The organism is Aquaspirillum sp. LM1 (genome assembly GCF_002002905.1).
Taxonomy (GTDB): Bacteria; Pseudomonadota; Gammaproteobacteria; order Burkholderiales; family Aquaspirillaceae; genus Rivihabitans.
In genome coordinates, this window is record NZ_CP019509.1 from 296053 (window position 1) to 317666 (window position 21614).

Here is a 21614-nt window from a genome sequence, read left to right on the forward strand (position 1 = left end):
AGGGCCGGCGGATTATCCGGCTCCGCTGGCCGGCCAGCAAGCGTGCCATCCTGCGCGGGCCGGCAGCCATGGGGCAAGCGGCGATGGGCGATTGCATGGCCCGCCACCGCCTGACGCATGCCTGACCAGTCTGATGTACAATTATGCGTTTAGCTTATTGCGTTTGCCCCACGGGCGCAGGCCGCGCGCCTGCCGTCGGGCGCGCATCCGATAACTGGGTTCAGACCCGCACCCGAATGATAATGTGATGACTCCTGATCCGCATTCCGTCGGCCTTGTCAGCCCGCAAACCGCTCACTTTGCCACGCCGTTGCCGCTGGCCAGTGGCGCGGTGCTTGACCATTACGACCTGGTGTTTGAAACCTATGGCCAGCTTAACGCCAGCGCCAGCAACGCCATCCTGATCTGTCATGCCCTGTCTGGCCACCACCATGTGGCAGGCCGCTACCAGCCAGACGACAAGGCGCCTGGCTGGTGGGACAATATGGTCGGCCCCGGCAAGCCAATCGACACCTCGCGCTTTTTTGTGGTCGGGCTGAACAACCTGGGCGGCTGCCATGGCAGCACCGGCCCCTCCAGCCTGAATCCGGCCACCGGCCTGCCCTGGGGGGCGGATTTTCCGGTGGTGACGGTGCCCGACTGGGTGACCGCACAAGCGCGGCTGGCCGACCGGCTGGGGATTGACCGCTGGGCGGCCATCATTGGCGGCAGCCTGGGCGGCATGCAGGCGCTGCACTGGACGCTGGCTTACCCGGAGCGGGTGGCGCATGCGCTGGTGATTGCCTCGGCTCCCAAGCTGACCGCGCAGAATATTGCCTTCAACGACGTGGCCCGCCAGGCCATCCTTACCGACCCGGATTTTCATGGCGGCCATTACTACGCGCACCACACCGTGCCGCGTCGCGGCCTGCGCCTGGCGCGCATGCTGGGCCACATCACCTATCTGAGCGACGACGGCATGGGTGAAAAATTTGGCCGCATGCTCAAAAGCGGCGAATACCGCTACGGTTACGAGGTGGAATTTGAAATCGAATCCTACTTGCGCTACCAGGGCGACAAGTTTGCCGATTACTTCGACGCCAACACTTATCTGCTGATGACCAAGGCGTTGGACTATTTCGACCCGGCCAAGGCCTTTGGCAGCGATCTGACCAGCGTGCTGGCGCGGGCGCAGGCGCAGTTTTTGGTGGCGTCGTTCACCACCGACTGGCGTTTTTCGCCGGCGCGCTCGAAAGAAATCGTCAAGGCGCTGATCGATGCCAAGCGGCGGGTGTCGTATGCCGAAATCGAATCCACCCACGGCCATGACGCCTTTCTGATGACCGACGAACCGTATGTCCGCCTGATGCGGGCCTACCTGAATAATGTGGCCCGGGAGGTGGGAGCATGACCCTGCGCAGTGACCTGCAACAGATTGCCGATGAAATTGCCCCGGATGCCCGCGTGCTCGATCTGGGCTGCGGCGATGGCGCGCTGCTGGCCCACCTGGCCTTGCGCGGGGTGAGCGGCTACGGGGTGGAAATTGACGTCAACAACGTGATTGCCTGCGTGGAAAAGGGCGTGGACGTGATCCAGGGCGACCTGGAAGCCGGCCTGGCCGGCTTTGCCGACCAGTCGTTTGACGTGGTGGTGCTGTCGCAGACCATCCAGGCGATGAAGCAGACCGAGCAAATCCTGCTCGACATGCTGCGGGTGGGCCGCGAGGCGATTGTCACGTTTCCCAATTTTGGCTACTGGCAAAACCGCTGGCAGATTTTTCTTGGGCGCATGCCGGTGTCGGAAACCATCCCCTACGCCTGGCACAACACCCCCAACCTGCATTTGTGCATGCTGGGCGACTTTGAAGCGCTGTGCGCCAAAAATGGCATCCGCGTGGTCGAGCGGGTGGTGATGGACGGCGAACAGAAAATTACCTTCCTGCCCAATCTGCTCGGCAGCCTGGCGTTTTACCGGGTGAGTTACTGAGCATCGCCGTCTGACGGCGTTTGCCAGCGCGCCCAGGTATCCTGCGGCGCAGCACCGGCCAGCCGTGCTTGCAGGCGCTGTTGCCAGCGCGCGGGCAATCCCGGCAGGGCGGCCAGTTGTGCCAGCGTTTCGCGCGGCACCGGCGCGCCGCGCAGTGCCAGCATCACCTGCGCCAGATTGGCCTGCGGCTGTGGGCGTGCCAGCAGGCGCAGGGTTTCCCCGCCCTGTAGCCAGCCCGGCGTCAGCACGCGGAAATACCAGCCGGTGCAGCCCGATTGCTCTACCCAGCGCGCCATGCCGGGCTGGCCAAAGCGCACATTCAGCTTCCAGCAAGGTTGCCGCCCCTGCGACAACTGCACCTGGCACGCACCCAGGCTAAACACATCGCCCACACACACGTCGGCTTCACCCAGGCCGTGGCCAGACAGGTTTTCGCCAAACGCGCCCACCACCCAGTTCAGCCCCGGCCAGTGCCGCGCCAACGTAACGTAGTGCTCGGCAGGAAAATAATGCAGCGCCTTGTCCGGCCCGCCATGCACCCGGCGATCCGCCTGCTGGTCGCCTGCCAGCCCCTGCCTATCCAGATAGATCGGCCCTGTCACCGCCTGTTTGTCGATGGCGCTGCTGTGGCCCGGCGGGCCAAATGGCCGCGTCTGGCCAACCCGCAGCGGCCCCAGCGTGGCGCTGAGCGTTGGCCGTGTCACTGTAGCGCCCACCAATCCGCCACACACTGTTGCGCCTGCTGGCGCAACGCCGGCCCCAGCGCGGCACTGGCCTGGCGCAACGCGGCCAGGTCGATCCGATGCTGGGCCAGCTCGCTGGCGTGGCCAATCAGCCAGGCTTCCAGCCGCTGGCTGTCGGCTTCCGGATGACACTGAAACGCCAGACAATGCCGGCCCCAGCTGAACACCTGGTTGGCGCAGGCCGGGGTGGACGCCAGCCGTTGCGCGCCGTCTGGCAAGTCGAAGGTGTCGCCGTGCCAGTGCAGCATGCTGGTGTGGGCACCATCCAGCGCCGCCACCGGCGATGCCCGCCCGGCGTCGGTCAGGCTGAGCGGCTGCCAGCCAATTTCCACCGCCGGGCCGGGGTACACCCTGGCCCCCAGGGCGCGGGCAATCAACTGCGCGCCCAGGCAAATGCCCAGCACGGGCCGGCCAGCGTCCAGCCGGGCGCGAATCAGCGCCAGCTCGGCGTGCAGAAACGGGTAGAGGGCTTCCTGATACGCGCCAATGGGCCCGCCCAGCACCACCAGCAAATCTGCCGCCAGCGGGTCCACTGTCTCCAGCGGGTCCAGCCCGGCGTCCAGATAAGCGATATTCCAGCCATGCTGGCTGAAATAGTCCTGCAAGGTGCCCAGGTCCTCAAAATGCACATGACGAATGGCCAGCAGCTGTTTCATGCGAGTTGCTCCAGGGGTTGAAATGACACGTCGTGTCATATATTACACTGTTTGTCTTCTGGGTAAAGAGGTATCGCATGAGTGTTCGCATCAAACTGCTCCGGCACCAGCATGGCCTGAGTCTGGAACAGCTGGCCCAACGCAGCGGGCTGACCAAAAGTTACCTGTCCAAGGTGGAGCGTGGCCTGTGTACCCCTTCCATCAGCAGTGCGCTGAAACTGGCGCAGGCACTGGCGGTGGACGTCGCCCTGCTGTTTGGCTCGCCCACGGATGACAGCCAGCTGTGCATCACCCGCGCCGGCGATGCGCTGCGGGTGAGCAGCGCCGAACCGGCTGGCCGGGTGATTGAGCTGCTGGCCAGCCAGATCAGCCACAAGCAGATGCAGCCTTTTGTGCTGACGCCGCCCGAAGACTTTGCCGATGGCCCGCAACTGCACGGCCATCCGGGCGAGGAACTGGTGTGGGTGCTCAGCGGCGACATCGAAATCGCCTTCCCCGAACGCACCGAACAACTGGCCTGCGGCGATTGCGCCTACTTTCGCGCACAACTGCCGCACCGCATCCGCCGGCTGGGCGATGCGCCGGCCAGGGTGCTGGTGGTGATTGCCCAGGGGGCATGACCCGCGTCAGGCGGGCTGGGGGGCGCATGGGGCCGCTGGCGAGGCTGTGACCCGGCAAAACGCCAGGTCAGCTATGGCATGCTGCCGCATTCCCGCATACAATCCGCCATTGCCGGCGGCATGCCGGATTCAAGCCATTGATTGCCATGACAAAAAATTCCAGCGCCAGCGAGCAGGCCGCGCACACCCCAATGATGCAGCAATACCTGGCGCTGAAAAGCCAGCATCCCGACAAGCTGCTGTTTTACCGGATGGGCGATTTTTACGAGCTGTTCTACGACGATGCCGAAAAAGCCGCCCGTTTGCTCGATATCACCCTGACCGCGCGCGGGCAGTCAGCCGGGCAGCCGGTGCGCATGGCCGGCATTCCGTATCACGCGGTGGAGCAATACCTGGCCAAGCTGGTCAAGCTGGGCGAATCTGCCGCCATTTGCGAGCAAGTGGGCGATCCGGCCACCAGCAAGGGGCCGGTGGAGCGCAAGGTGATGCGGGTGGTGACGCCAGGCACGCTGACCGACGCCGCGCTGCTGGACGATAAAACCGACAACCGCCTGCTGGCACTGGTGTTTCAGCAAGGCACCTTGGGCCTGGCCTGGCTGTCGCTGGCCAGTGGCGAATTTGTGGTGCAGGAAACCAAGGCCGAGCACTGCCTGAGCGAGCTGGAGCGCTTGCGCCCCGCCGAGGTGCTGGTGGCCGACGATGCCCGGCTGGCGGTGCTGGACGGGCTGCGCGTGCCGGTAAAACGCCTGCCGCCGTGGCAGTTTGAACGCCGTAGCGCCGTCGAGCGGCTGGCGCGGCATTTTGGCGTGCAGGATCTGGCCGGGTTTGGTGCCCAGGATTTAGGCCCGGCGCTGGGCGCAGCAGGGGCCTTGCTGGAATACGCCCGCGCCACCCAGGGCTCGCAGCTGCCGCATCTGGACAGCCTGCGGGTGGACAGCAGCAGCCAGTATGTGCAGCTGGACGCTGCCACCCGGCGCAATCTGGAACTCACCGAAACCATTCGCGGCGAAGCTGCGCCCACCTTGTTCTCGCTGCTGGACCAGTGCGCCACCAGTCTGGGCAGCCGCTTATTGCGCCACTGGCTGCACCACCCGCTGCGCGACCACGCCTGCATCCGCGCCCGGCTGGACGCAGTGGCGGCGCTGCTGCCCGCCTACGAGGCCCTGCTGGCCGCACTGCGCCCGGTGGCCGATATCGAGCGGATTGCCTCGCGCATTGCCCTGCGCAGCGCCCGCCCGCGTGACTTGTCCGCCCTGCGCGACAGCCTGCTGGCGCTGCCCGACCTGCACCCGCTGCTGGCCCGGCTGGATAGCCCGCTGCTGACGCAACTGGCCGGGCAGATTCCGGCGCACTCGCCGGTGGCGCAGCAGCTCAGCCTGGCCATTGCGCCCGAGCCGGCCAGCCTGGTGCGCGACGGTGGCGTGCTGGCCGATGGCTATGATGCCGAGCTGGACCAGCTGCGCGCGCTGCAAACCGACGCCGGCAGCTATCTGCTGGAGCTGGAAGCGCGGGAAAAAGCCCGCACCGGCATCAGCACGCTGAAAGTGGGCTTCAATGCCGTACACGGCTTTTACATCGAAGTGACCAAGGCGCAGGACGCCAAGGTGCCCGACGATTACCGCCGCCGGCAAACCCTGAAAAACGCCGAGCGCTATATCACCCCCGAGCTGAAAGCCTTTGAAGACAAAGCCTTGTCAGCCAAAGACCGTGCGCTGGCGCGGGAAAAACAGCTGTACGACGCGCTGCTGGACAGCCTGCTGCCGCAGGTGACCGACCTGCGCCTGACCGCGCAGGCGGTGGCCGGGCTGGACGTGCTGGCCACCTTTGCCCTGCACGCCGCCACCCGCCAGTATGTCAAACCCGAGCTGGTCAACCGCCCGTGCCTGGATATCCGCGCAGGCCGTCACCCGGTGGTGGAAGCCCAGGTGGAGCGCTTCATTGCCAATGACTGCACACTGGGCCCCACTCGCAAGCTGCTGCTGATTACCGGCCCGAACATGGGCGGTAAATCCACCTATATGCGCCAGACTGCGCTGCTGACCCTGCTGGCACATTGCGGCTGCTTTGTGCCAGCGGATGCCGCCGTGTTTGGCCAGGTAGACCGGATTTTTACCCGGATCGGTGCCTCGGACGACCTGGCTGGCGGGCGCTCCACCTTTATGGTGGAAATGACCGAAACGGCCAATATCCTGAATAACGCTGGTGAACAGGCGCTGGTGCTGATGGACGAAGTGGGCCGGGGCACTTCCACCTTTGACGGCCTGGCGCTGGCCATGGCCATTGCCCGCGCACTGATTGAAAAAAACCGCAGCTACACCCTGTTTGCCACCCATTACTTCGAGCTGACCCGGCTGGCACAAGACTATCCCACCGTGGCCAATGTGCATCTGTCCGCCGTCGAGCATCAGGACAAGATTGTCTTTTTGCACCATGTGGAAGACGGCCCGGCCAGCCAGAGCTACGGCCTGCAGGTGGCGGCGCTGGCCGGCGTGCCCGGCACGGTGATCCGCCAGGCCAGGCGCTATCTGGCTGCCCTGGAAAACCAGGCGGTCAGCCAGCACGGCCAGCCAGACCTGTTTGCCACGCCGCTGCCCGAGCTGCACCAGGCCGAACCCAGCCCGCTGCTGGCCAGCCTGGCCGAACTCGACGTGGACGCACTCACCCCGCGCGAGGCGCTGGCGCAGCTGTACCAGATTCAGCAGCAGGCCAGAGAGGCGCTTGGCAATGGCTGAATTCTGCCGCTATAACACTCTGTAGCAAGGCCGTGCGCGCCATCCCCCGTCGCACGGCTTGTGCGAGAAGGCCTTGGCGTGCATGGCCGCGTGTCCTGCCCTGACAGGGGCTGCCGCCAGTCTGGCGCTTCTGGATGCAATTTACCGGCCTGCCGGCAAGGCCGGAATCACCGGCGTTCCGCCGCCTTTCGATTGACCATGCGTCGCATTCGTATCTTGACGACGCCAGGAGACAGGCCATGCCTACCGAGCTGTTTGCCGGCAAGATGTCACGCCGGAGCCTTCCCGTTCCAGGTTATCGCCTGCGGACCGACGCCCCCCAACTGCAACGCCAGGCCGCCACCATGCTGCAAGCGTTTGCCCAGCGCCTGCTGACCGACCTGGGCCACCACGGCATTTTGCTGCCGCCGGCCATTGAGCTGTGGCTGGATCACACCGAGCAGTTTCAGGTGCGCCACAGCCACCCCGACGCCGACGAAATCCGTGCCGTGCTGGAAACGCCCTCTTACTATCTGCACTTCAAAACCCTGGAAACCCTGTACGAACTGCTGGAATGCACCCGCACCGGCACACTGGCCGACAGCAGCCACCTGCATATCGGCCTGAGCAGCGGCGGCCCGCTGGCATTTTTATGCGTGCGCGCCAATGGTACACACCCGGCAGGCCAGCAGATTCGACATCAAGGATGTGCCGCATCGGGGTAGGGAAAAAGGCGCGGGGGGCGCAATGGCCGATATCGCCGTTGCGCCGGGCGGCCATGGTGTTAATAGTCTGTCATGCGAGGGGGGGGGGGCTCGCCACAAACGCTCCGCCGTCTTCTCCACCCTTGCCAAGGACTCCCCACCATGACCCTCACCCCCGGCGAATCCTCCCCTCTGCTCGCGGTGGACCCCGCAGTACATTTCCACCCCACCGGCCTGGAGGTCACCCCCGGCGCGCATTACCGCTTTATCGCCAGTGGCCAATGGCGGGATGGTTTTCTCAAGCCCGTTGGTCCGGAGGGCTGGCACCTGCCCTGGGCCGAGCGCTTCAACCGTCTGCCTGGCCAGCCGTTTTTCCTGCTGTGCGGCTGTGTGGGCTGTGACCTGGCGCAGGCGTTTGCCATTGGTGCCGAGCTGGCGGATTGGGTGGCACCGGCGGCGCTGGCCGAGCAGGCTGACCGGCAACTGTATCTGTTTGCCAATGACTGGGCTGGAATGTACTGGAACAACCGTGCGCTACGTTCTGGTCAGGGCGAGCCCTTGTCGGTGCAGATCACCCGGCTGAGTTGAGCCCTACCGCCACACCACCGCACACGCAAACAAATACCCCGCCCCATACACCGTCTTGATCAGCTTCGGGTTTTGCGGGTCGTCTTCCAGTTTGCGGCGCAGGCGCGAGATGCGCACGTCGATGCTGCGGTCGAACGAGGATAAATTGCGCTCCCCCATCAGTTGTTCGCGGGTGAGGATGCGGTTGGGGTGTTGCAGCATGGTTTTCAGCAGCTGCGCTTCGGCGGTGCTGAGGGTGGAGCTTTCGCCGTCGGCTCCCGATAGGGTGTTGCTGCCGGGGGCAAAGCGCCAGCCGGCAAATTCGGCCACGGTGGCAGGCGGCAGCGGGGAGGTGTCGTTGCCGCGTCCGCTGCAGCGGCGCAGGATGCTGCGCACGCGGGCAATCAGTTCGCGCGGTTCAAACGGTTTGACCATATAGTCGTCAGCGCCCAGCTCCAGGCCCATGACCCGGTCGATGGTGTCGCCGCGTCCGGTCAGGATCAATACCCCGCAGCGGCCATCGCTGCGCAGGGTGCGCACCAGTTCCAGGCCATCCATGTCGGGCAGGCCCAGGTCAACAATGCACAGGTCCGGGGTGTCTGCGCGCAGGCGGCGCAGCAGGTCGGCACCGGTGCGGCACCAGTCGTGGGCAAAGCCAAAGTCCCGCAGGGTGTTGCCGATCAACCGGGCTACCTGAGGGTCGTCTTCCACCAGGCAGATGCGCTTGTGTAAATCTTCAGCCATATGCCGTCCTTCAATGTTTTCTGTGTGTGGCCTGCGCGGGGCACAGGCCGGATTACGGCAAACGTATGTCTGTCCGGGCGCGGGGCCAGGCAGTCACGCGCCTTGGTGCGCACGCGCGGTGACATGCGTTGCTCATGTCAGGGTGTCCTGCAGCGCGTTGGCCAGGGCTTCGCGGGTGAACGGTTTGCTTAAAAAGCGAAAACCATGGGTTTCGGCGTCGCCGTCTTCCAGGCCCTTGGCGTAGCCGCTGACCAGCACAATGCGCATGGCCGGGCGGAAGCGGCGGGCAAAGCGGGCCAGGGCGGTGCCGTCCATGCCGCCGGGCATGACGATGTCCGACAGCAGGATGGCGATGTCGGGGATGTTTTCAATCATGTCGGCGGCTTCCAGGCCGTTTTCGGCTTCCAGCACCGGGTAGCCCATGTCGGTGAGCAGCAGGCGTACCACCTTGCGCACTTCCGGGTTGTCTTCCACCAGCAGTACCAGCTGGCCACGGCCATCGCAGGGCGGGGTGACTTGCGGGCGTTCGGCGTCGCGCGGGGTTTGTCGGGTGCGTGGCAGCAGCAGCGCCACGGTGGTGCCGCGTGCCTGGCGGCTGCGCAGCAGGATGCCGCCGCCGGATTGCTTGACGAAGCCGTACACCATCGACATGCCCAGGCCGCTGCCCATGCCAAACTGCTTGGTGGTGAAAAAGGGTTCAAACACGCGGGTGAGCGTGCCCACGTCCATGCCGATGCCGTTGTCGCTGACGGTAATCTGCACATATTCGCCTGGTGCAGCTTCAATGTCGGCAGCGTCTTCGGCGTTGAGCTGCTCGCCGGACGATTCAATCCGCAGTTCGCCGCCATTGGGCATGGCGTCGCGGGCGTTCAGCGCCAGGTTGAGCAGGGCGTTTTCCAGCTGATGCGGGTCGGCCATCACAATCAGGTCGTCTTCGTGGGCAAACGGGGTGATGGTGATGGATTGCGGCAGCGAGCGGCGCATCAGCTGGGCCATGCCGCGAATCAGGCTGTTCACTTCCACGGGTTGTGGCTCCAGCGGCTGCTGGCGCGAGAAGGTGAGCAGGCGCTTGATCAGCTCCACGCCGCGCTGCGCCGCCTGCATGGCCGGGTCGAGGTAGTCGCCCACTTCGCTGCGCTCGCCCAGCTGCTGGCGCAGCGCCTGCAAGTTGCCCATCACCACGGTGAGCATATTGTTGAAGTCGTGCGCCAGGCCGCCGGTCAGCTGGCCGATGGCTTCCATTTTTTGCGCCTGCACCAGCGCGGCCTGGGTGCGGCGCTGTTCCGAAATATCAAACGAATGGACAAAGCAGCCCAGCGTGGCACCGCTGGCATCGATTTCCGGCACCAGCGTGCTGCGCGCGTACACGGTGCGGCCATCGCGCAGGTCCATGGAATATTCGTAGGTGACTTGCTGGCCGCTGAGTGCCACCTTGACGTGTTCTTTGACCGTGGCAAACACCTGTGCGCCGATGATGGTTTCAATTGGCTGGCCCACCACGTCGTCGGGCTGCCAGCCAAACCAGCGGGCGTAGCCACGGTTGGCGTACTGGTAGGTCCACTGGTGGTCAAAGTAGGCAATGTGCGCCGGGATGGTGTCGGTGATCAGCCGCAGCCGCGCTTCGCTGCGCTTGAGCGCACTGGTGATTTCGGCATTGGCCACCATGGCCTGGGTGAGCCGGGTGTAGGCGGTTTCCAGCTCGCTGGTGCGTGCGCGCACATGGCCTTCCAGCTCGGCGTTCTGCCGTTGCACCAGTTCGCGGTACAGCTTTTGTTCGGTGATGTCGGTGTACAGGGTGATGAAGCCCTGGTGCGGCAAGGGCGCGCCGCGTATGGCCAGCACCCGGCCATTGGGGCGGGTGCGCTCGGTGTAGTGGCCGCAAAAGGTGCGTGCGGCGTGTACCCGTTCGGCCACATGGGCGTTGACGTCGCCGGGGCCGTACTCGCCGCGCTCGGCGTTGTAGCGGATGAATGCCTCGAAAGGCATGCCGGCCATCGCCAGGGATTCGGGAAAGTCCAGCAGGCGCAAAAACGAGCGGTTCCACGCCACCATGCGCAGATCGTGGTCGAACACGGTCAGGCCGGGATCAAGCAGATCCAGCCCGGCCTGGACCATTTCACGGAACAGCCGGTCGGTTTCCGGCCTGGATTCACCCGCCATCGGAGCGCCTGTGTGCAAAGACAATTCACTTATTTTAAGAGTCTGGCGGCAATCTGTCGCGGCTGGCGCAGTGGCGGGGAAGATAAAGGTGGCGCTGTGACGGTGTCAGACCCGGTCTGATTGGGCTGTCAGGCAGGTCTGTGCCTTGCTGTAGGGCAAATTCTGCCTTATGGATCAAGCGGCTGTTTTAGTCTGCTGGCTGGCCTGGCAGCGGGTATCTGTTGATCTCACTTCTCTAGCCGGTGTGGCGTAACATCTACGCTGTTTGCCGTATTGACCGATTCTGCCGTTCGACGTAGCGTCGCCGCTCTGGCTGGCGGCCCCGGTAAAACACAACGGCCTGCTGGGGAAACAGCAGGCCGTCGGGCGCGACACCGGGGGCGGGTGTGGCGCGGAGGGTGCAAGCACCTTGGAGAAGTGTGCGTTGGGTTTCACTGTAGTCGCCAGCGGGGCATTTGCCAATGTGACATATCGTCGCAGTTGGCGCAGCGCATTGAGGGAGAGCGGCTGATCCGGTCTGGACGCAAGAAATATGACAAAAACAAGACGTTTCGTTGAAAGGTAAAGTTATGCAGCACATGAAAGTGGCTACCCGCCTGTCTCTGCTGGCGGGGGTGTTGCTGGCGCTGTCGGTGGCGGCGGCCTTGCTGGGCTTGCGTGGCATGGGGCTGGTGGTGGCCGGGCTGGACAGTGTGTACAAGGATCGCGTGGTGCCGCTGCGCGACATCAAACTGATTTCGGATAGCTATCTGGCGGTGCCGGGGCGCTTGCTGACCCAGGTGGAAAGCCGCGAGCTGCCTGGCCCGCAGGCCGCAGAAAAACTCAACGCCCAGCTCAGCCTGGCCCGCAGCCACTGGAAAGCCTACCTGGACACCTATCTGGTGGACGACGAACAGCGGGAAATCACCAAGCTGAAACCCTTGCTGGCCAACGCTGACCGGGTGCTGGCCAATCTGGCCACGGTGCTGAACCAGCAAGATCCGGTGGCGCTGGCCGAGTTTCCGCAGGGCGAGCTGGAAGCGGCGCGCCGGGCGCTGCAGGGGCCGCTGGACCGGCTGGTGGAGGTGCAGCTGGAAGTGGCCAAGGCCGAGTACGACCGGTCGCTGGATTTGTACCAGAGCAGCCAGCGCAACAGCCTGATTCTGCTGGGGGTGTCGCTGCTGCTGGGGCTGGGGATGGCCGGCTGGATGGCGCGTCAGCTTAACCGCCAGCTGGGGGCCGAGCCGCAGCAGGTGGCCGAGGTGGCGGCGCGGATTGCCGCTGGTGATTTGCGCACCCCGGTGGACGGTCGAACGCCGGGCAGCGTGATGCAGGCCATGCACACCATGCAGCACAGCCTGCAACAGCTGCTTGGCCAGATCAGCCAGGGCGCAGAACACCTGGCCAGCGCCGCCAGCGGCCTGGCCGGCACGGTGCAGCAGGTGGCGGCCAGCACCAGCGCACAAAGTGAATCCACCGCGTCGATTGCCGCTGCGGTGGAGCAACTGACCACCAGCATCAGCCATATTTCCGGCAGCGCCCAGCAGGCCGCGCACACCGCCAGCCATGCCGGCCAGCTGGGCCAGGAAAGCCATCTGGCGGTGCAGTCGGCCATGGGTGAGGTGAACAATATCACCACGGCAGTGAGCAGCAGCGCCGATACCCTGCTGGCGCTGGACCAGAAGTCGCGGGATATTTCGCTGGTGGTGAACGTGATTCGCGAGATTGCCGACCAGACCAATCTGCTGGCGCTGAATGCCTCGATTGAAGCGGCCCGCGCCGGCGAATCCGGGCGCGGCTTTGCCGTGGTGGCCGACGAAGTGCGCAAGCTGGCCGAACGTACCGCCCAATCCACCGGCCAGATCAGCGCCATGGTTGACGCCATCCAGCACGATGCCGAATGTGCCAAGCTGAGCATGTCGGAAGGGGTGGCCAAGGTGGATGCCGGGGTGGCCAGGGTGGCTGCGGTGGGCGAGGTGATGGGCCGGCTGGGCGCGGGCATTGATGAGTCGCTGGAGGCGATTCAGGATATTGCCAGTTCGCTGACCGAGCAGGGCAACGCCAGCAACGCCGTGGCTGACAATGTGGAAAAAGTGGCGCAAATGACCGAAGAAACCGCCGCCGCCGGCCACACCCTGCGTGACGCCGCCGATGGCCTGAGCCAGCTGGCGGCCAGCCTGCGCCAGACAGTGGGGCGTTTTCAGCTGTAGCAAGAAGCAGGCAGGCCGATAGGCGCAGCGCCCGCCGAAGAGACTCCTTCAGCGGGCGCTGCGCCTTCAGCCGGCCCATGTCCGGCACCAGACTCAGTTGACGATTGTGCCAAAGCCTTTCCACACGCTGGTGGTGCTGGTGCCACCCTGTACGCAGATCCAACCCACCGGATTGCCGACAGCCGGCGCGGTGTTGTAGACAATATCGCCCTGCGCAGCGGTGGTGCTCACCGAATTGTTTGGGCGGTAGTAATACATCACCCGCTGCATCTTGTCGCCGTTCACATCCTTGCCCAGCAGGCGATTGAAGCGCGACTGCGGTTCGTATACCACGGCAGCTTGCCCGTTGATGACCAGGCGGCCCACCACAATCGACGAAGTCAGCGGATTGTCACCGCTGCTCTCAATGGTGTTATCGCCGACAAACACCGCCTGGAGATGGGAGTCCCCGGTGTTATTGCTTTGCTTCATGCGGGTGTCGGTGATGGTCATCAGCCCATTGCTGTAGCCCAGTTTGGCCACCACGGTATCGATGCTGCACTCGGTGAGTTTCACCCCGGTGCTGGCGCTGCCAAAGTCCAGCAGATACCAGCTGGCATGGGTGTACACCTGGCCCTGATAGTCCAGCGCATCGGTAAACCGGCAGCGGGTGAACTGGGTGGCGCGGCCCCGGTCAGTGGCGGTATCCGCGTAGGGATAGACCACCTGGCCTGCCAGGGTGCAGTCGGTAAAGTGTACGCGCGGGCTGGTGGGAGAGGCCGCATACGAGTTGGTTCCAATCAGCGTGCTGGTATGAATCGACACGTCGGAACTGTTACTGCCGCTGCTGAAAAAGCCCGGCCCAATGTTGTTGATCATTTCGCAGTTCATGAACACCCCTTGCTGGGCGTAGCTGGTGGGCAGCGGCAGCACCGCCACCCCGGCAGCCACTGCGGTGGCCAATGCACCACGGCCACTGTGGTTGAAGCGGCAATCCATTGCCGTCAGCCCGCAACCTCCTTCCCAGCGCAAGCCATTGCGGCCATTGTAGACGCTGTCCACATTTTGCAGGGTAACCGGCATGCGCAGCGACTCGGCTGTCATGCCATCATCGCGCAACACCATGCCATCCAGTGCATGGTGATGAATGGTCAGCGTGTCCATCAGCAGCGAGGCATTGCCGCTGACCCACACGCCAGTGGCATCGAGTTCGCGGCTATTGCCCTGCAGCGTGCCCCACCAGCCCCCCAGCGACAGCGCGGCAGCGTTGCCGTCCAGCTCCAGGTGGTTGATCACCACGCCACCGCTGTTATTCTCCAGCTGGATCATCCGGCCAACACGGGCGGCGTAGTCGGCGCTGGTAAACGGCAGGGTGGTGCTTTCCGGCTGGCCGGTGACCGGATGAAAGGCACCATATTTCAGCCCGCTGGCGGCGCGCAGCACGGCACCATTGCCTTCGATCACCACCGGATAGGTGCAATTGGCAATGTGGATGATGTCGCTGGGTTTGTAGGCATAACCCAGCCCGGTCTGGCCGGCCAGGATTTGCTTGCCAACCATATAAACCCCCGGCGGGATGAGCAGGGTACCGCCGCGTTGGGTGTTGAGCACGGTGCAGGCGGCAATAAATGCATTGGTATCGTTGGTCACGCCGTCGCCAAGTGCGCCATAGGCCGGGTCTTTGACATTGATAATGTTTTGCATGATTCAATATGCTCCGAATGGAATGAATGCTGATTGGGTGATGGCGTTAATTGGCAATGGTGGCAAAGTCTTTCCAGACCCCTGGCGCACCGCTGCTTACGCACACCCAGCCTGCTGGCGCACCCGATACGGCATCGCAGTTGTACACAATGTCGCCGCGCTGGGCGCTATCGCTACCGAGAAAGTCGGTTGGGCTGGAACCATAACCTACACGTTGCAGGCTGCCGTTATTGCCGTCATTGGCCCAGATTTGCTGGCGGCGTTGCGGCATATTGGTGGGCTGGTGATACTCGGTGCCATTGAACAAGGCGTAGCCTAGCACCACTGAACTATCCAATTGATTTATCTCTGGTGCGTTCAGCGTGGTATGGCCCAGCAGGATGCCGCAGAAGAGACTCACCCCGGGTATTGATTGGTAAAACTGGCAGTTGGTGGCGGTGGTGTAGCCATTTGTGTAACCAATCCGGGTTTTGGTGGTTTCTACCACACAATCATTGAACTTCACACCCTGGCTGCCGGCCCCCAGGTCCAGCAGATAGGCGTTATTGGGTGCATAAACCTGGCCTTGGTAAGTCAGCGTATCGGTAAACCGGCAGCGACTGAAGCGAGTAGCATTACCCTCGCTGTTATAGTTGATCGGCAGGCTAGGATCCCCATAGCACTTGACTACCAACCCTGAAAAAGTGCAGTCAGAAAAATGCATGCGTTTTTTGAATGGCAGTGCGGCATAGCCGGTATTGGTGGTTGCCAGGAAGGTGCAGTTCATGAAGCTGATATCTGCCGAATCCCCGCTGTCAGCCCCCATGTTCAGGCCACCGTTATTGACCATTTCGCAGTTGGTGAACAGGCCATTGCGGTTGAATGCACCAGCGGACGCTTCGATATCCACCCCAGCCTGTGGGGAAGACCCAAATTTGCTTTTGCCGGTATGGTTGAATTTGCAGCCAATAGCCGTCAGACCATTGCCGCCCACCCATGACAGCCCCTGACGGGCGTTGTATTCAGCGCGAACATTGATCAGTGTGGCAGAGGTGCGCGGTGAAGTAGCCGTAGCCTGTGCTGCGACCTGTCCGATGTATACCCCATCCAGGCAGTGATGGTGAGCATGGATGTTACTCAGCAGCAGTTCGCGGTTGCCATAAGCGTAAATGCCATAGCCTGTCAGTTGATAACCGGTATCACCCCATTCGCCGCCCAGCTTGACGCTAGTGTTGTTGCCATCCAGTTCGAGGTTGCGTACAGCCACGCTGGCATGATTATTCACCAGCACAATCATCCGGCCAACGGTTGCCCGGTATTGGTAATTGGTGAACGGCTTACTTGGTGGAATATAAGATTCTCCCGTGACTGGATGAAAGCTGCCAAATTTCATGCCACCGGCCAAACGCAGCACTGCTGCACTACCATCAATCAGCACCGGATTCTGACAATCTTTGATCGTGATAATATCTTTGCCGAAATAGCAATAATCTAGGCTGTTAGGGCCAACATAGGTTTGCTCCCCCACCAGATAGGTGCCCGCCGGAATCAGCAGTGTGCCACCGTTTGCTGCCATCAGCGCGGCGCTGGCCGCGATAAATGCCTGGGTGTCATTGTGTACATTGTCACCGTAGGCGCCGTAGTCTTTTACGTTGAAAATTGCCATATCATTATCTCGTTAAGTTTTTACAATCATTTGTCAACTAGCATCCGTTAGCCAGCTTCAGCTGGCGATGACACCAAACCGCTTCCAGGTGCCTGGCGTGCTTGTAGACGGTTTGACAAATACCCATCCAACATATCCGCCAGGGCTGGGGTTCGTGTTGTAAACAATGTCACCTGGATTGGCCGTGCCATACGCAGACGCAAAGGCCGTGGCACTGTGGCAAAAGCCGATGTTCTGTGCCCGACCACCGCTACCGGTATTGGCATAAAAACGCAGGCGGCGCTGAACCTGGTCGTACTGCAGCACCTCGGTGCCGTTGAACAGCATCCGCCCCAGCACCACGCTGCTGCTCAGGTCATTGCTGCCGCTGGTATCAAAAATGCTGTCACCATGGAATACCGCCTGAATGGCCGATGCGCCGGCGATGGTTTGCCGGAAGCGGCAGTTGCTGGTCTGGATCATGCCGTTGGTTTGGCCAAGCACGCCGATGCCGGCTTCCACTGCGCAGCGATCCAGCTGCACGCCCTGGCTGGCGTTGCCCCAGTTGAGCAGATAGCCCCCTGCCGGCATGTATACCTGGCTTTGGTAGGTGTGCTGGTCGGTCAGCCGGCATGCCGAAAAACGGGTGGCATTGCCATCGCCAGCGCTTTGTGCCGGGTAAACCGTGCTGGTCTGGCCGGCAATCACGCTTTCCAGCAGATGCACGCGCGGTGCAGCAATCGCCAGCGGTGCGTTGGTGGTGCCCACCAGGGTGCAGCTTTGCAGGGTCAGGTCGGCCACATCACCACTGGCCACGTTCAGCCCCACGCCGCTGTTGTTCAGCCATTCGCAGTTGAGAAAATGGCCATTGCGTACGCTGCCGCTGGTGGCGGTGACCATCACGCCATGCGCCGGAGCGGTGTTGAGTGCGCCACGGCCACTGTGGTTGAAGGCGCAGTCCACTGCGCTCAAGCCATTGCCGCCCAGCCAGGCCAGGCCGTGCCGACCGTTGTATTCGCTGCGCACCTTGCGCAGCGACACGGGGGTGCGCGGTGTGGTACTGGTGCTGGCCGTGTGGCTCAGGTGCATGCCATCACGACCATGGTGATGCAGGTTCAGCTGCGTCAGCACCAGTTCGGCGTTGGCACTGGCGTCGATCCCATCGGCGGCCAGCGGTCGGCCACCTTCGCCCCATTCGCCGCCCAGGGTGAGATTGGCCGAATTGCCATCCAGCGCCAGACCATGCACGGTGACCGATGCGCTGTTATTGCTCACCACAATCATCCGGCCCACGCTGGCAGCGTAGTCCGGATCGTTGAACGGCAAGCTGGTCGGGGTATGTGCTGCGCCGGTGACCGGGTCGAAGCTGCCCAGCTTCAGGCCAGGGGCCAGGCGCAGGGTGGCACCTTCGCCCTGAATCAGCACGGGTGTGCTGCAGCCACTGATGGTGATCACATCTTTACCCTGATAGGCGTAGCCCAGGCCGGTTTGCCCGGCAAACAGCTGCTCGCCTACCAGGTAAGTGCCAGGGGGAATTTGCAAGACGCCACCGCCAGCCGCGCACAGATCGGTGCATGCCTTAATAAATTTGTCGGTGACATTGACATTGCCATTATTGATGGCATCAAGATAAATGGTTTTAGGAATAGGTGCAGTCATGGCATCCTCATCTGATGTTCATTGAGTGAAATACTCTGGTTCAGAAATAAGCTGTTGGCTTCCAGCAGGCTTATCCTGAGTATCAGTATTTCATCTGCACTCGGTGTTCAGCAGTTGAAGGTTGTCAGCAATGACATTTTGGTGGCAGGTAAGACGGTAAAAAAATCAGCCTGACTGCGTCAGTGCGGTCAGGCTGATTTTTATTTCAGATGAGTTAATGGTGGGTCAGGTCATTAGCTGGCAATCGCACCAAATGGCTTCCATTGGCCAGCCCCTACGCAAATCCAGCCCGCGTACCCTCCGGCCACTGCTGCCGTGTTGTAAATGATATCGCCTTGCAGCGCCGAATCAACGCCGGTAAAAGCGCTCGGATCGTAGGCGTAGCCCTGCGTTTGGCGCGAGCCGGTGGCGCTGCCATTATTGCTCTGCAGATACAGGCGCCATTGCGGACCCTGATAACTGGCCATCTCCTGACCATTGCACAACAAACGTCCGATCACCAGCAACCCGGAATTACCAAATACCCCGGCGGTCTGCACCTTGGATTGTCCGGAAAACAATGCTTCAATCGAGCAGGTGTAGGTGGTGGTCTGGATCAGATTGCAGCTGTGCAATATCACTTGCCCACCGGTGTACATCAAAGCGCCGATCCCGGTATGGATTGTGCAATGGTCCAGCGACACCCCCAGACTGCCGCCGCCCAGATCCAGCAAGTACCAGCCGGGATACATGTGCACCTGGTTGTTGTAGGTGATCTGGTCAGTCAGATAGCAGCCGGTAAAGCGCGTGGCATGGCCATTGCCAGGGGTTTGCTCGCCGCAGGTATTCACAATCTGGCCGGCGATGGTGCAGTCCATGAAGTGGATGCGCGGCTTGCGCGGCCAGATCGGGTAGTTGGTGGAGCCTATCAGGGTGCAGCGCTGCAAGGTGATATCCGCCGAATCGCCCGTGTCAGCCAGAAAGCCCACCCCGACGTTGTTGATGATTTCGCAATTGATGAACAGGCCATTGCGAATCACCCCATCCGACGCTTCAATGTCAATCCCGGCGGCCGGAGACGAGAAGAAGCCGCCTCTGCCTGTGTGGTTGAACTGGCAATCAATCGCGGTCAGCCCGTTGCCACCGCACCAGCTCAAGCCCTGGCGGGCATTGTATTCACTGCGGACATTGATCAAGGTAGCCGGAGTGCGTGGCGAATCTGCGGTGGTGCCCACTTGCAGCACCATCACCCCGTCCAGGCCGTGGTGATGGGTGTGGACATTTTCCACTCGCAGGTTCTGGCTATTGAACGAGTACACCCCGTAAGCGTTCAACTGTCGGCCAAGATCCCCCCAGCCTCCGCCCAGCACGATGGTGTCCGACTGGCCGTCCAGCTCCAGATCGCGAATCACCACCTGGCGATTATTGGCCACGACAATCATCCGGTAAGTCGATGCAGCATAATCCGGGTCAGTAAACGGCATGCTGGCGGGTTCATAGCTGTCGCCCGTTACCGGGTCAAAGCTGCCAAACTTCAGGCCTGGTGCCGCTTTCAGTACGGCCTGCTCACCCTGTATCACCACCGGCAGATCGCAGTCGTGAATGTAGATGATGTCTTTGCAGGAGTAGGCATAGCCTCGCCCAGCCTGACCGGCAAACGTCTGTTCGCCTACGATGTACACACCCGGCGGGATGTACAACGTGCCGCCACCTTGAGCGTTGATTGCCGCACTGGCAGCAATGAATGCTTGTGTGTCGTTGGTGACGCCATCGCCCATGGCACCGTAGACCGGATCTTTCACATTGATCAGCAAACTCATGATGTTACCTCTTTGCGTGAGTAAAATGACGGAGTGACAGAAACGGACACGGCCAGGACGGCATGCATCAATTCCGTTGCTGTCTTGATCATCTTCGGCAATGGCGGCTTGGCCATGCCAGCCGTCGGCTGTCAGCATGTCGCGCTGGCATCTTGCTCCTTGTCCGATCTGGATCAGCTTTTGTGTACAAAGCGCTTGTCCAGATGGTGTGGCTCAAGCAGAATCCGGGCGACGCCGGGGGATTCACGCCTAACCTGGCGTCAGAAATGGTGTGCCGGCGTGTGTGCTGAACCCGCCGAGCTGTGATGATTAACGCCCACCCCGCCCCGAATACCCGTCCTCACCTGAGCAAATGGCTGCTGGTCGCCACCGACCTGCTGATGTTCCTGCTGGCCCATCAACTGGGCTTCTGGCTGGCTGCTGCTGTGCGTCACTGGCGCGAGCTGCCGGCCTTTGTGGCCACCCCGGATGCTTCGCTGCGCCTGTCGGTCTGGCTGGGGCTGGTGCTGGCCGGTATTGGCTGGTTCTGGCTGGTGCGCGGCCACTACACCCAGCGCCGGCCATTCTGGGATGAAACCCGCGATGTGGTGATGGCCATGCTGGTGCTGGCGGTGCTGGACGCCGCGCTGATGTTCATGCTCAAGTCGCCGTTTTCCCGGTTGTGGTGGCTGACCACCTGGAGCGTGTCGCTGCTGGCCGTGGTGCTGGGTCGGGTGCTGATGCGCCGGCTGATGATGAGGCTGGGCTGGTGGGAGCGGCAGGTGCTGGTGTTCGGCTTTGGCGAAAACGCCCGTGAAGCGTTTGCCGCGCTGAAAAGCGAAACCTGGCTGGGCTACCATGTGCTGGGCTTTGTTGCTCCCTGCGCCGACGTGCGCGACGCGGAAAACCTCGATGAGCAGCCGATTTGCGGCAAACCGCTGCTGCCCTATCTGCTGGAAGAACCCGCCAGCCAGTTTCTGGCCCGCTACCACCAGCCTGCCATCCTGATTGCGCTGGAAACCGAACAGCTGGAGGTGCAGCAGCAGCTGGTGCAGCGCTTCAGCGTGGCGGGGGCCGATGTCAGCATTGCCCCGCCGCTGAAAGGCCTGCCGCTGTACGGCACCGAACTCACCCATTTTTTCAGTCACGAAGTGCTGCTGCTGCGCGTGCGCAATAATCTGTCGCGTCGCGCGTCGCGCTTTATCAAGCGCAGCTTTGATCTTGTTGCCTCGGCGGTATTGCTGCTGCTGCTTGCGCCGCTGCTGCTTGGCGTGGCCTGGCTGGTGTCACGCGACGGCGGCCCGGCCACCTTTGGCCACATCCGGATTGGCCGGCGTGGCGAACCGTTTCGCTGCCTGAAATTCCGCTCGATGGTGATCGACGCCCAGGCGCGGCTGGCCGAGCTGCTGGCGCGCGACCCGGACGCCCGCGCCGAATGGGAGCGCGACTTCAAACTGAAAAACGATCCGCGCGTCACTGCGCTGGGGGTCTTTATCCGCAAGACCAGCCTGGACGAACTGCCGCAGCTGATCAACGTGCTGCGCGGCGACATGAGCCTGGTGGGCCCGCGCCCGGTGGTGGCCGACGAAGTGGAGCGCTACGGTGACGACAAGGTGTTTTACCTGATGGCGCGGCCCGGCATCACCGGCCTGTGGCAAATCAGTGGCCGCAACGACATCGACTACGACAGCCGGGTGGCACTGGACTGCTGGTATGTGCGCAACTGGTCGCTGTGGTACGACATTGTAATTCTGATCAAAACCATCAAGGTGGTGTTGGGCCGCGACGGCGCGTATTGATCAAGCCCTCAC

At 62.5% G+C, this 21614-nt stretch carries 16 protein-coding genes; 8 read left to right on the forward strand and 8 right to left on the reverse strand.

Translation table 11 applies throughout. From position 1 onward, the window contains the following. The first annotated feature begins 247 nt into the window (after window positions 1-247). The gene (locus BXU06_RS01345) at window positions 248-1390 is read left to right on the forward strand and encodes a homoserine O-acetyltransferase (protein ID WP_077296155.1); all 1143 of its coding nucleotides are present in this window, start codon (window positions 248-250) and stop codon (window positions 1388-1390) included. Then, a complete protein-coding gene (gene metW / locus BXU06_RS01350) occupies window positions 1387-1965 on the forward strand; it encodes a methionine biosynthesis protein MetW (RefSeq protein WP_077296156.1) in 579 nt (192 codons plus the stop codon). The genes BXU06_RS01345 and metW overlap by 4 nt, the downstream gene beginning before the upstream one ends. On the opposite strand, the gene BXU06_RS01355 is transcribed toward metW, so the two are convergent. Further along, window positions 1959-2669, reverse strand: a complete 711-nt coding sequence (locus BXU06_RS01355; RefSeq protein WP_077296157.1) for an MOSC domain-containing protein — start codon at window positions 2667-2669, stop codon at window positions 1959-1961. The two genes, metW and BXU06_RS01355, sit on opposite strands and share 7 nt — an antisense overlap. Further along, window positions 2666-3364, reverse strand: coding sequence for a glutamine amidotransferase (locus tag BXU06_RS01360; RefSeq protein ID WP_077296158.1), 699 nt, complete (start codon window positions 3362-3364; stop codon window positions 2666-2668). The genes BXU06_RS01355 and BXU06_RS01360 overlap by 4 nt, the downstream gene beginning before the upstream one ends. Before the next feature lie 77 nt (window positions 3365-3441). Here BXU06_RS01360 and BXU06_RS01365 point away from each other — a divergent pair, with 77 nt between their 5' ends. The 4 genes from BXU06_RS01365 to BXU06_RS01380 all read left to right on the forward strand — a co-directional run bounded on the left by BXU06_RS01365 (window position 3442) and on the right by BXU06_RS01380 (window position 7987). Further along, a complete protein-coding gene (locus BXU06_RS01365; RefSeq protein WP_077296159.1) occupies window positions 3442-3984 on the forward strand; it encodes a helix-turn-helix domain-containing protein in 543 nt (180 codons plus the stop codon). A gap of 146 nt (window positions 3985-4130) precedes the next feature. Further along, on the forward strand, window positions 4131-6716 hold the full coding sequence (gene mutS, locus BXU06_RS01370; protein ID WP_253189495.1) for a DNA mismatch repair protein MutS: 2586 nt from the start codon (window positions 4131-4133) through the stop codon (window positions 6714-6716). A 239-nt stretch (window positions 6717-6955) separates the two neighbouring features. Next, entirely contained in the window at window positions 6956-7420 is a 465-nt protein-coding gene (locus BXU06_RS01375) for a hypothetical protein (protein ID WP_077296160.1), read from the forward strand. A gap of 141 nt (window positions 7421-7561) precedes the next feature. Further along, window positions 7562-7987 (forward strand): hypothetical protein, encoded by a 426-nt coding sequence (locus tag BXU06_RS01380; RefSeq protein WP_077296161.1) that lies wholly within the window; start codon window positions 7562-7564, stop codon window positions 7985-7987. A gap of 3 nt (window positions 7988-7990) precedes the next feature. On the opposite strand, the gene BXU06_RS01385 is transcribed toward BXU06_RS01380, so the two are convergent. Both BXU06_RS01385 and BXU06_RS01390 read right to left on the reverse strand, forming a co-directional pair. Continuing rightward, entirely contained in the window at window positions 7991-8710 is a 720-nt protein-coding gene (locus BXU06_RS01385; RefSeq protein ID WP_077296162.1) for a response regulator transcription factor, read from the reverse strand. A 132-nt stretch (window positions 8711-8842) separates the two neighbouring features. Continuing rightward, window positions 8843-10870, reverse strand: coding sequence for a PAS-domain containing protein (locus BXU06_RS01390; RefSeq protein WP_077296163.1), 2028 nt, complete (start codon window positions 10868-10870; stop codon window positions 8843-8845). 569 nt (window positions 10871-11439) lie between these two features. On the opposite strand from BXU06_RS01390, the gene BXU06_RS01395 reads away from it, so the two are divergent. Then, the gene (locus BXU06_RS01395) at window positions 11440-13059 is read left to right on the forward strand and encodes a methyl-accepting chemotaxis protein (RefSeq protein ID WP_077296164.1); all 1620 of its coding nucleotides are present in this window, start codon (window positions 11440-11442) and stop codon (window positions 13057-13059) included. Between the two features lie 93 nt (window positions 13060-13152). On the opposite strand, the gene BXU06_RS01400 is transcribed toward BXU06_RS01395, so the two are convergent. The 4 genes from BXU06_RS01400 to BXU06_RS01415 form a co-directional block, all read right to left on the reverse strand. Continuing rightward, a complete protein-coding gene (locus tag BXU06_RS01400) occupies window positions 13153-14742 on the reverse strand; it encodes a right-handed parallel beta-helix repeat-containing protein (protein ID WP_077296165.1) in 1590 nt (529 codons plus the stop codon). A gap of 46 nt (window positions 14743-14788) precedes the next feature. Then, window positions 14789-16387 (reverse strand): glycosyl hydrolase family 28-related protein, encoded by a 1599-nt coding sequence (locus BXU06_RS01405; protein ID WP_077296166.1) that lies wholly within the window; start codon window positions 16385-16387, stop codon window positions 14789-14791. 57 nt (window positions 16388-16444) lie between these two features. After that, window positions 16445-18025 carry a hypothetical protein gene (locus tag BXU06_RS01410; protein WP_077296167.1) on the reverse strand — a complete coding sequence of 527 codons (1581 nt, stop codon included), beginning with the start codon at window positions 18023-18025 and terminating at the stop codon, window positions 16445-16447. Between the two features lie 233 nt (window positions 18026-18258). Continuing rightward, window positions 18259-19824, reverse strand: coding sequence for a right-handed parallel beta-helix repeat-containing protein (locus BXU06_RS01415; protein ID WP_171982075.1), 1566 nt, complete (start codon window positions 19822-19824; stop codon window positions 18259-18261). Window positions 19825-20129: 305 nt separating this feature from the next. Here BXU06_RS01415 and wbaP point away from each other — a divergent pair, with 305 nt between their 5' ends. Continuing rightward, the gene (wbaP, locus tag BXU06_RS01420) at window positions 20130-21602 is read left to right on the forward strand and encodes an undecaprenyl-phosphate galactose phosphotransferase WbaP (RefSeq protein ID WP_077296169.1); all 1473 of its coding nucleotides are present in this window, start codon (window positions 20130-20132) and stop codon (window positions 21600-21602) included. Window positions 21603-21614 lie beyond the last annotated feature (12 nt).

Excerpts from the sequence above, each read along its gene's own strand:
- BXU06_RS01345 (WP_077296155.1), top strand. The coding sequence starts at position 248 with ATGACTCCTGATCCGCATTCCGTCGGCCTTGTCAGCCCGCAAACCGCT.
- metW (WP_077296156.1), top strand. The coding sequence starts at position 1,387 with ATGACCCTGCGCAGTGACCTGCAACAGATTGCCGATGAAATTGCCCCG.
- BXU06_RS01360 (WP_077296158.1), bottom strand. The coding sequence starts at position 3,364 with ATGAAACAGCTGCTGGCCATTCGTCATGTGCATTTTGAGGACCTGGGC.
- BXU06_RS01365 (WP_077296159.1), top strand. The coding sequence starts at position 3,442 with ATGAGTGTTCGCATCAAACTGCTCCGGCACCAGCATGGCCTGAGTCTG.
- mutS (WP_253189495.1), top strand. The coding sequence starts at position 4,131 with ATGACAAAAAATTCCAGCGCCAGCGAGCAGGCCGCGCACACCCCAATG.
- BXU06_RS01375 (WP_077296160.1), top strand. The coding sequence starts at position 6,956 with ATGCCTACCGAGCTGTTTGCCGGCAAGATGTCACGCCGGAGCCTTCCC.
- BXU06_RS01380 (WP_077296161.1), top strand. The coding sequence starts at position 7,562 with ATGACCCTCACCCCCGGCGAATCCTCCCCTCTGCTCGCGGTGGACCCC.
- BXU06_RS01385 (WP_077296162.1), bottom strand. The coding sequence starts at position 8,710 with ATGGCTGAAGATTTACACAAGCGCATCTGCCTGGTGGAAGACGACCCT.
- BXU06_RS01390 (WP_077296163.1), bottom strand. The coding sequence starts at position 10,870 with ATGGCGGGTGAATCCAGGCCGGAAACCGACCGGCTGTTCCGTGAAATG.
- BXU06_RS01395 (WP_077296164.1), top strand. The coding sequence starts at position 11,440 with ATGCAGCACATGAAAGTGGCTACCCGCCTGTCTCTGCTGGCGGGGGTG.
- BXU06_RS01400 (WP_077296165.1), bottom strand. The coding sequence starts at position 14,742 with ATGCAAAACATTATCAATGTCAAAGACCCGGCCTATGGCGCACTTGGC.
- BXU06_RS01405 (WP_077296166.1), bottom strand. The coding sequence starts at position 16,387 with ATGGCAATTTTCAACGTAAAAGACTACGGCGCCTACGGTGACAATGTA.
- BXU06_RS01410 (WP_077296167.1), bottom strand. The coding sequence starts at position 18,025 with ATGACTGCACCTATTCCTAAAACCATTTATCTTGATGCCATCAATAAT.
- BXU06_RS01415 (WP_171982075.1), bottom strand. The coding sequence starts at position 19,824 with ATGAGTTTGCTGATCAATGTGAAAGATCCGGTCTACGGTGCCATGGGC.
- wbaP (WP_077296169.1), top strand. The coding sequence starts at position 20,130 with ATGATTAACGCCCACCCCGCCCCGAATACCCGTCCTCACCTGAGCAAA.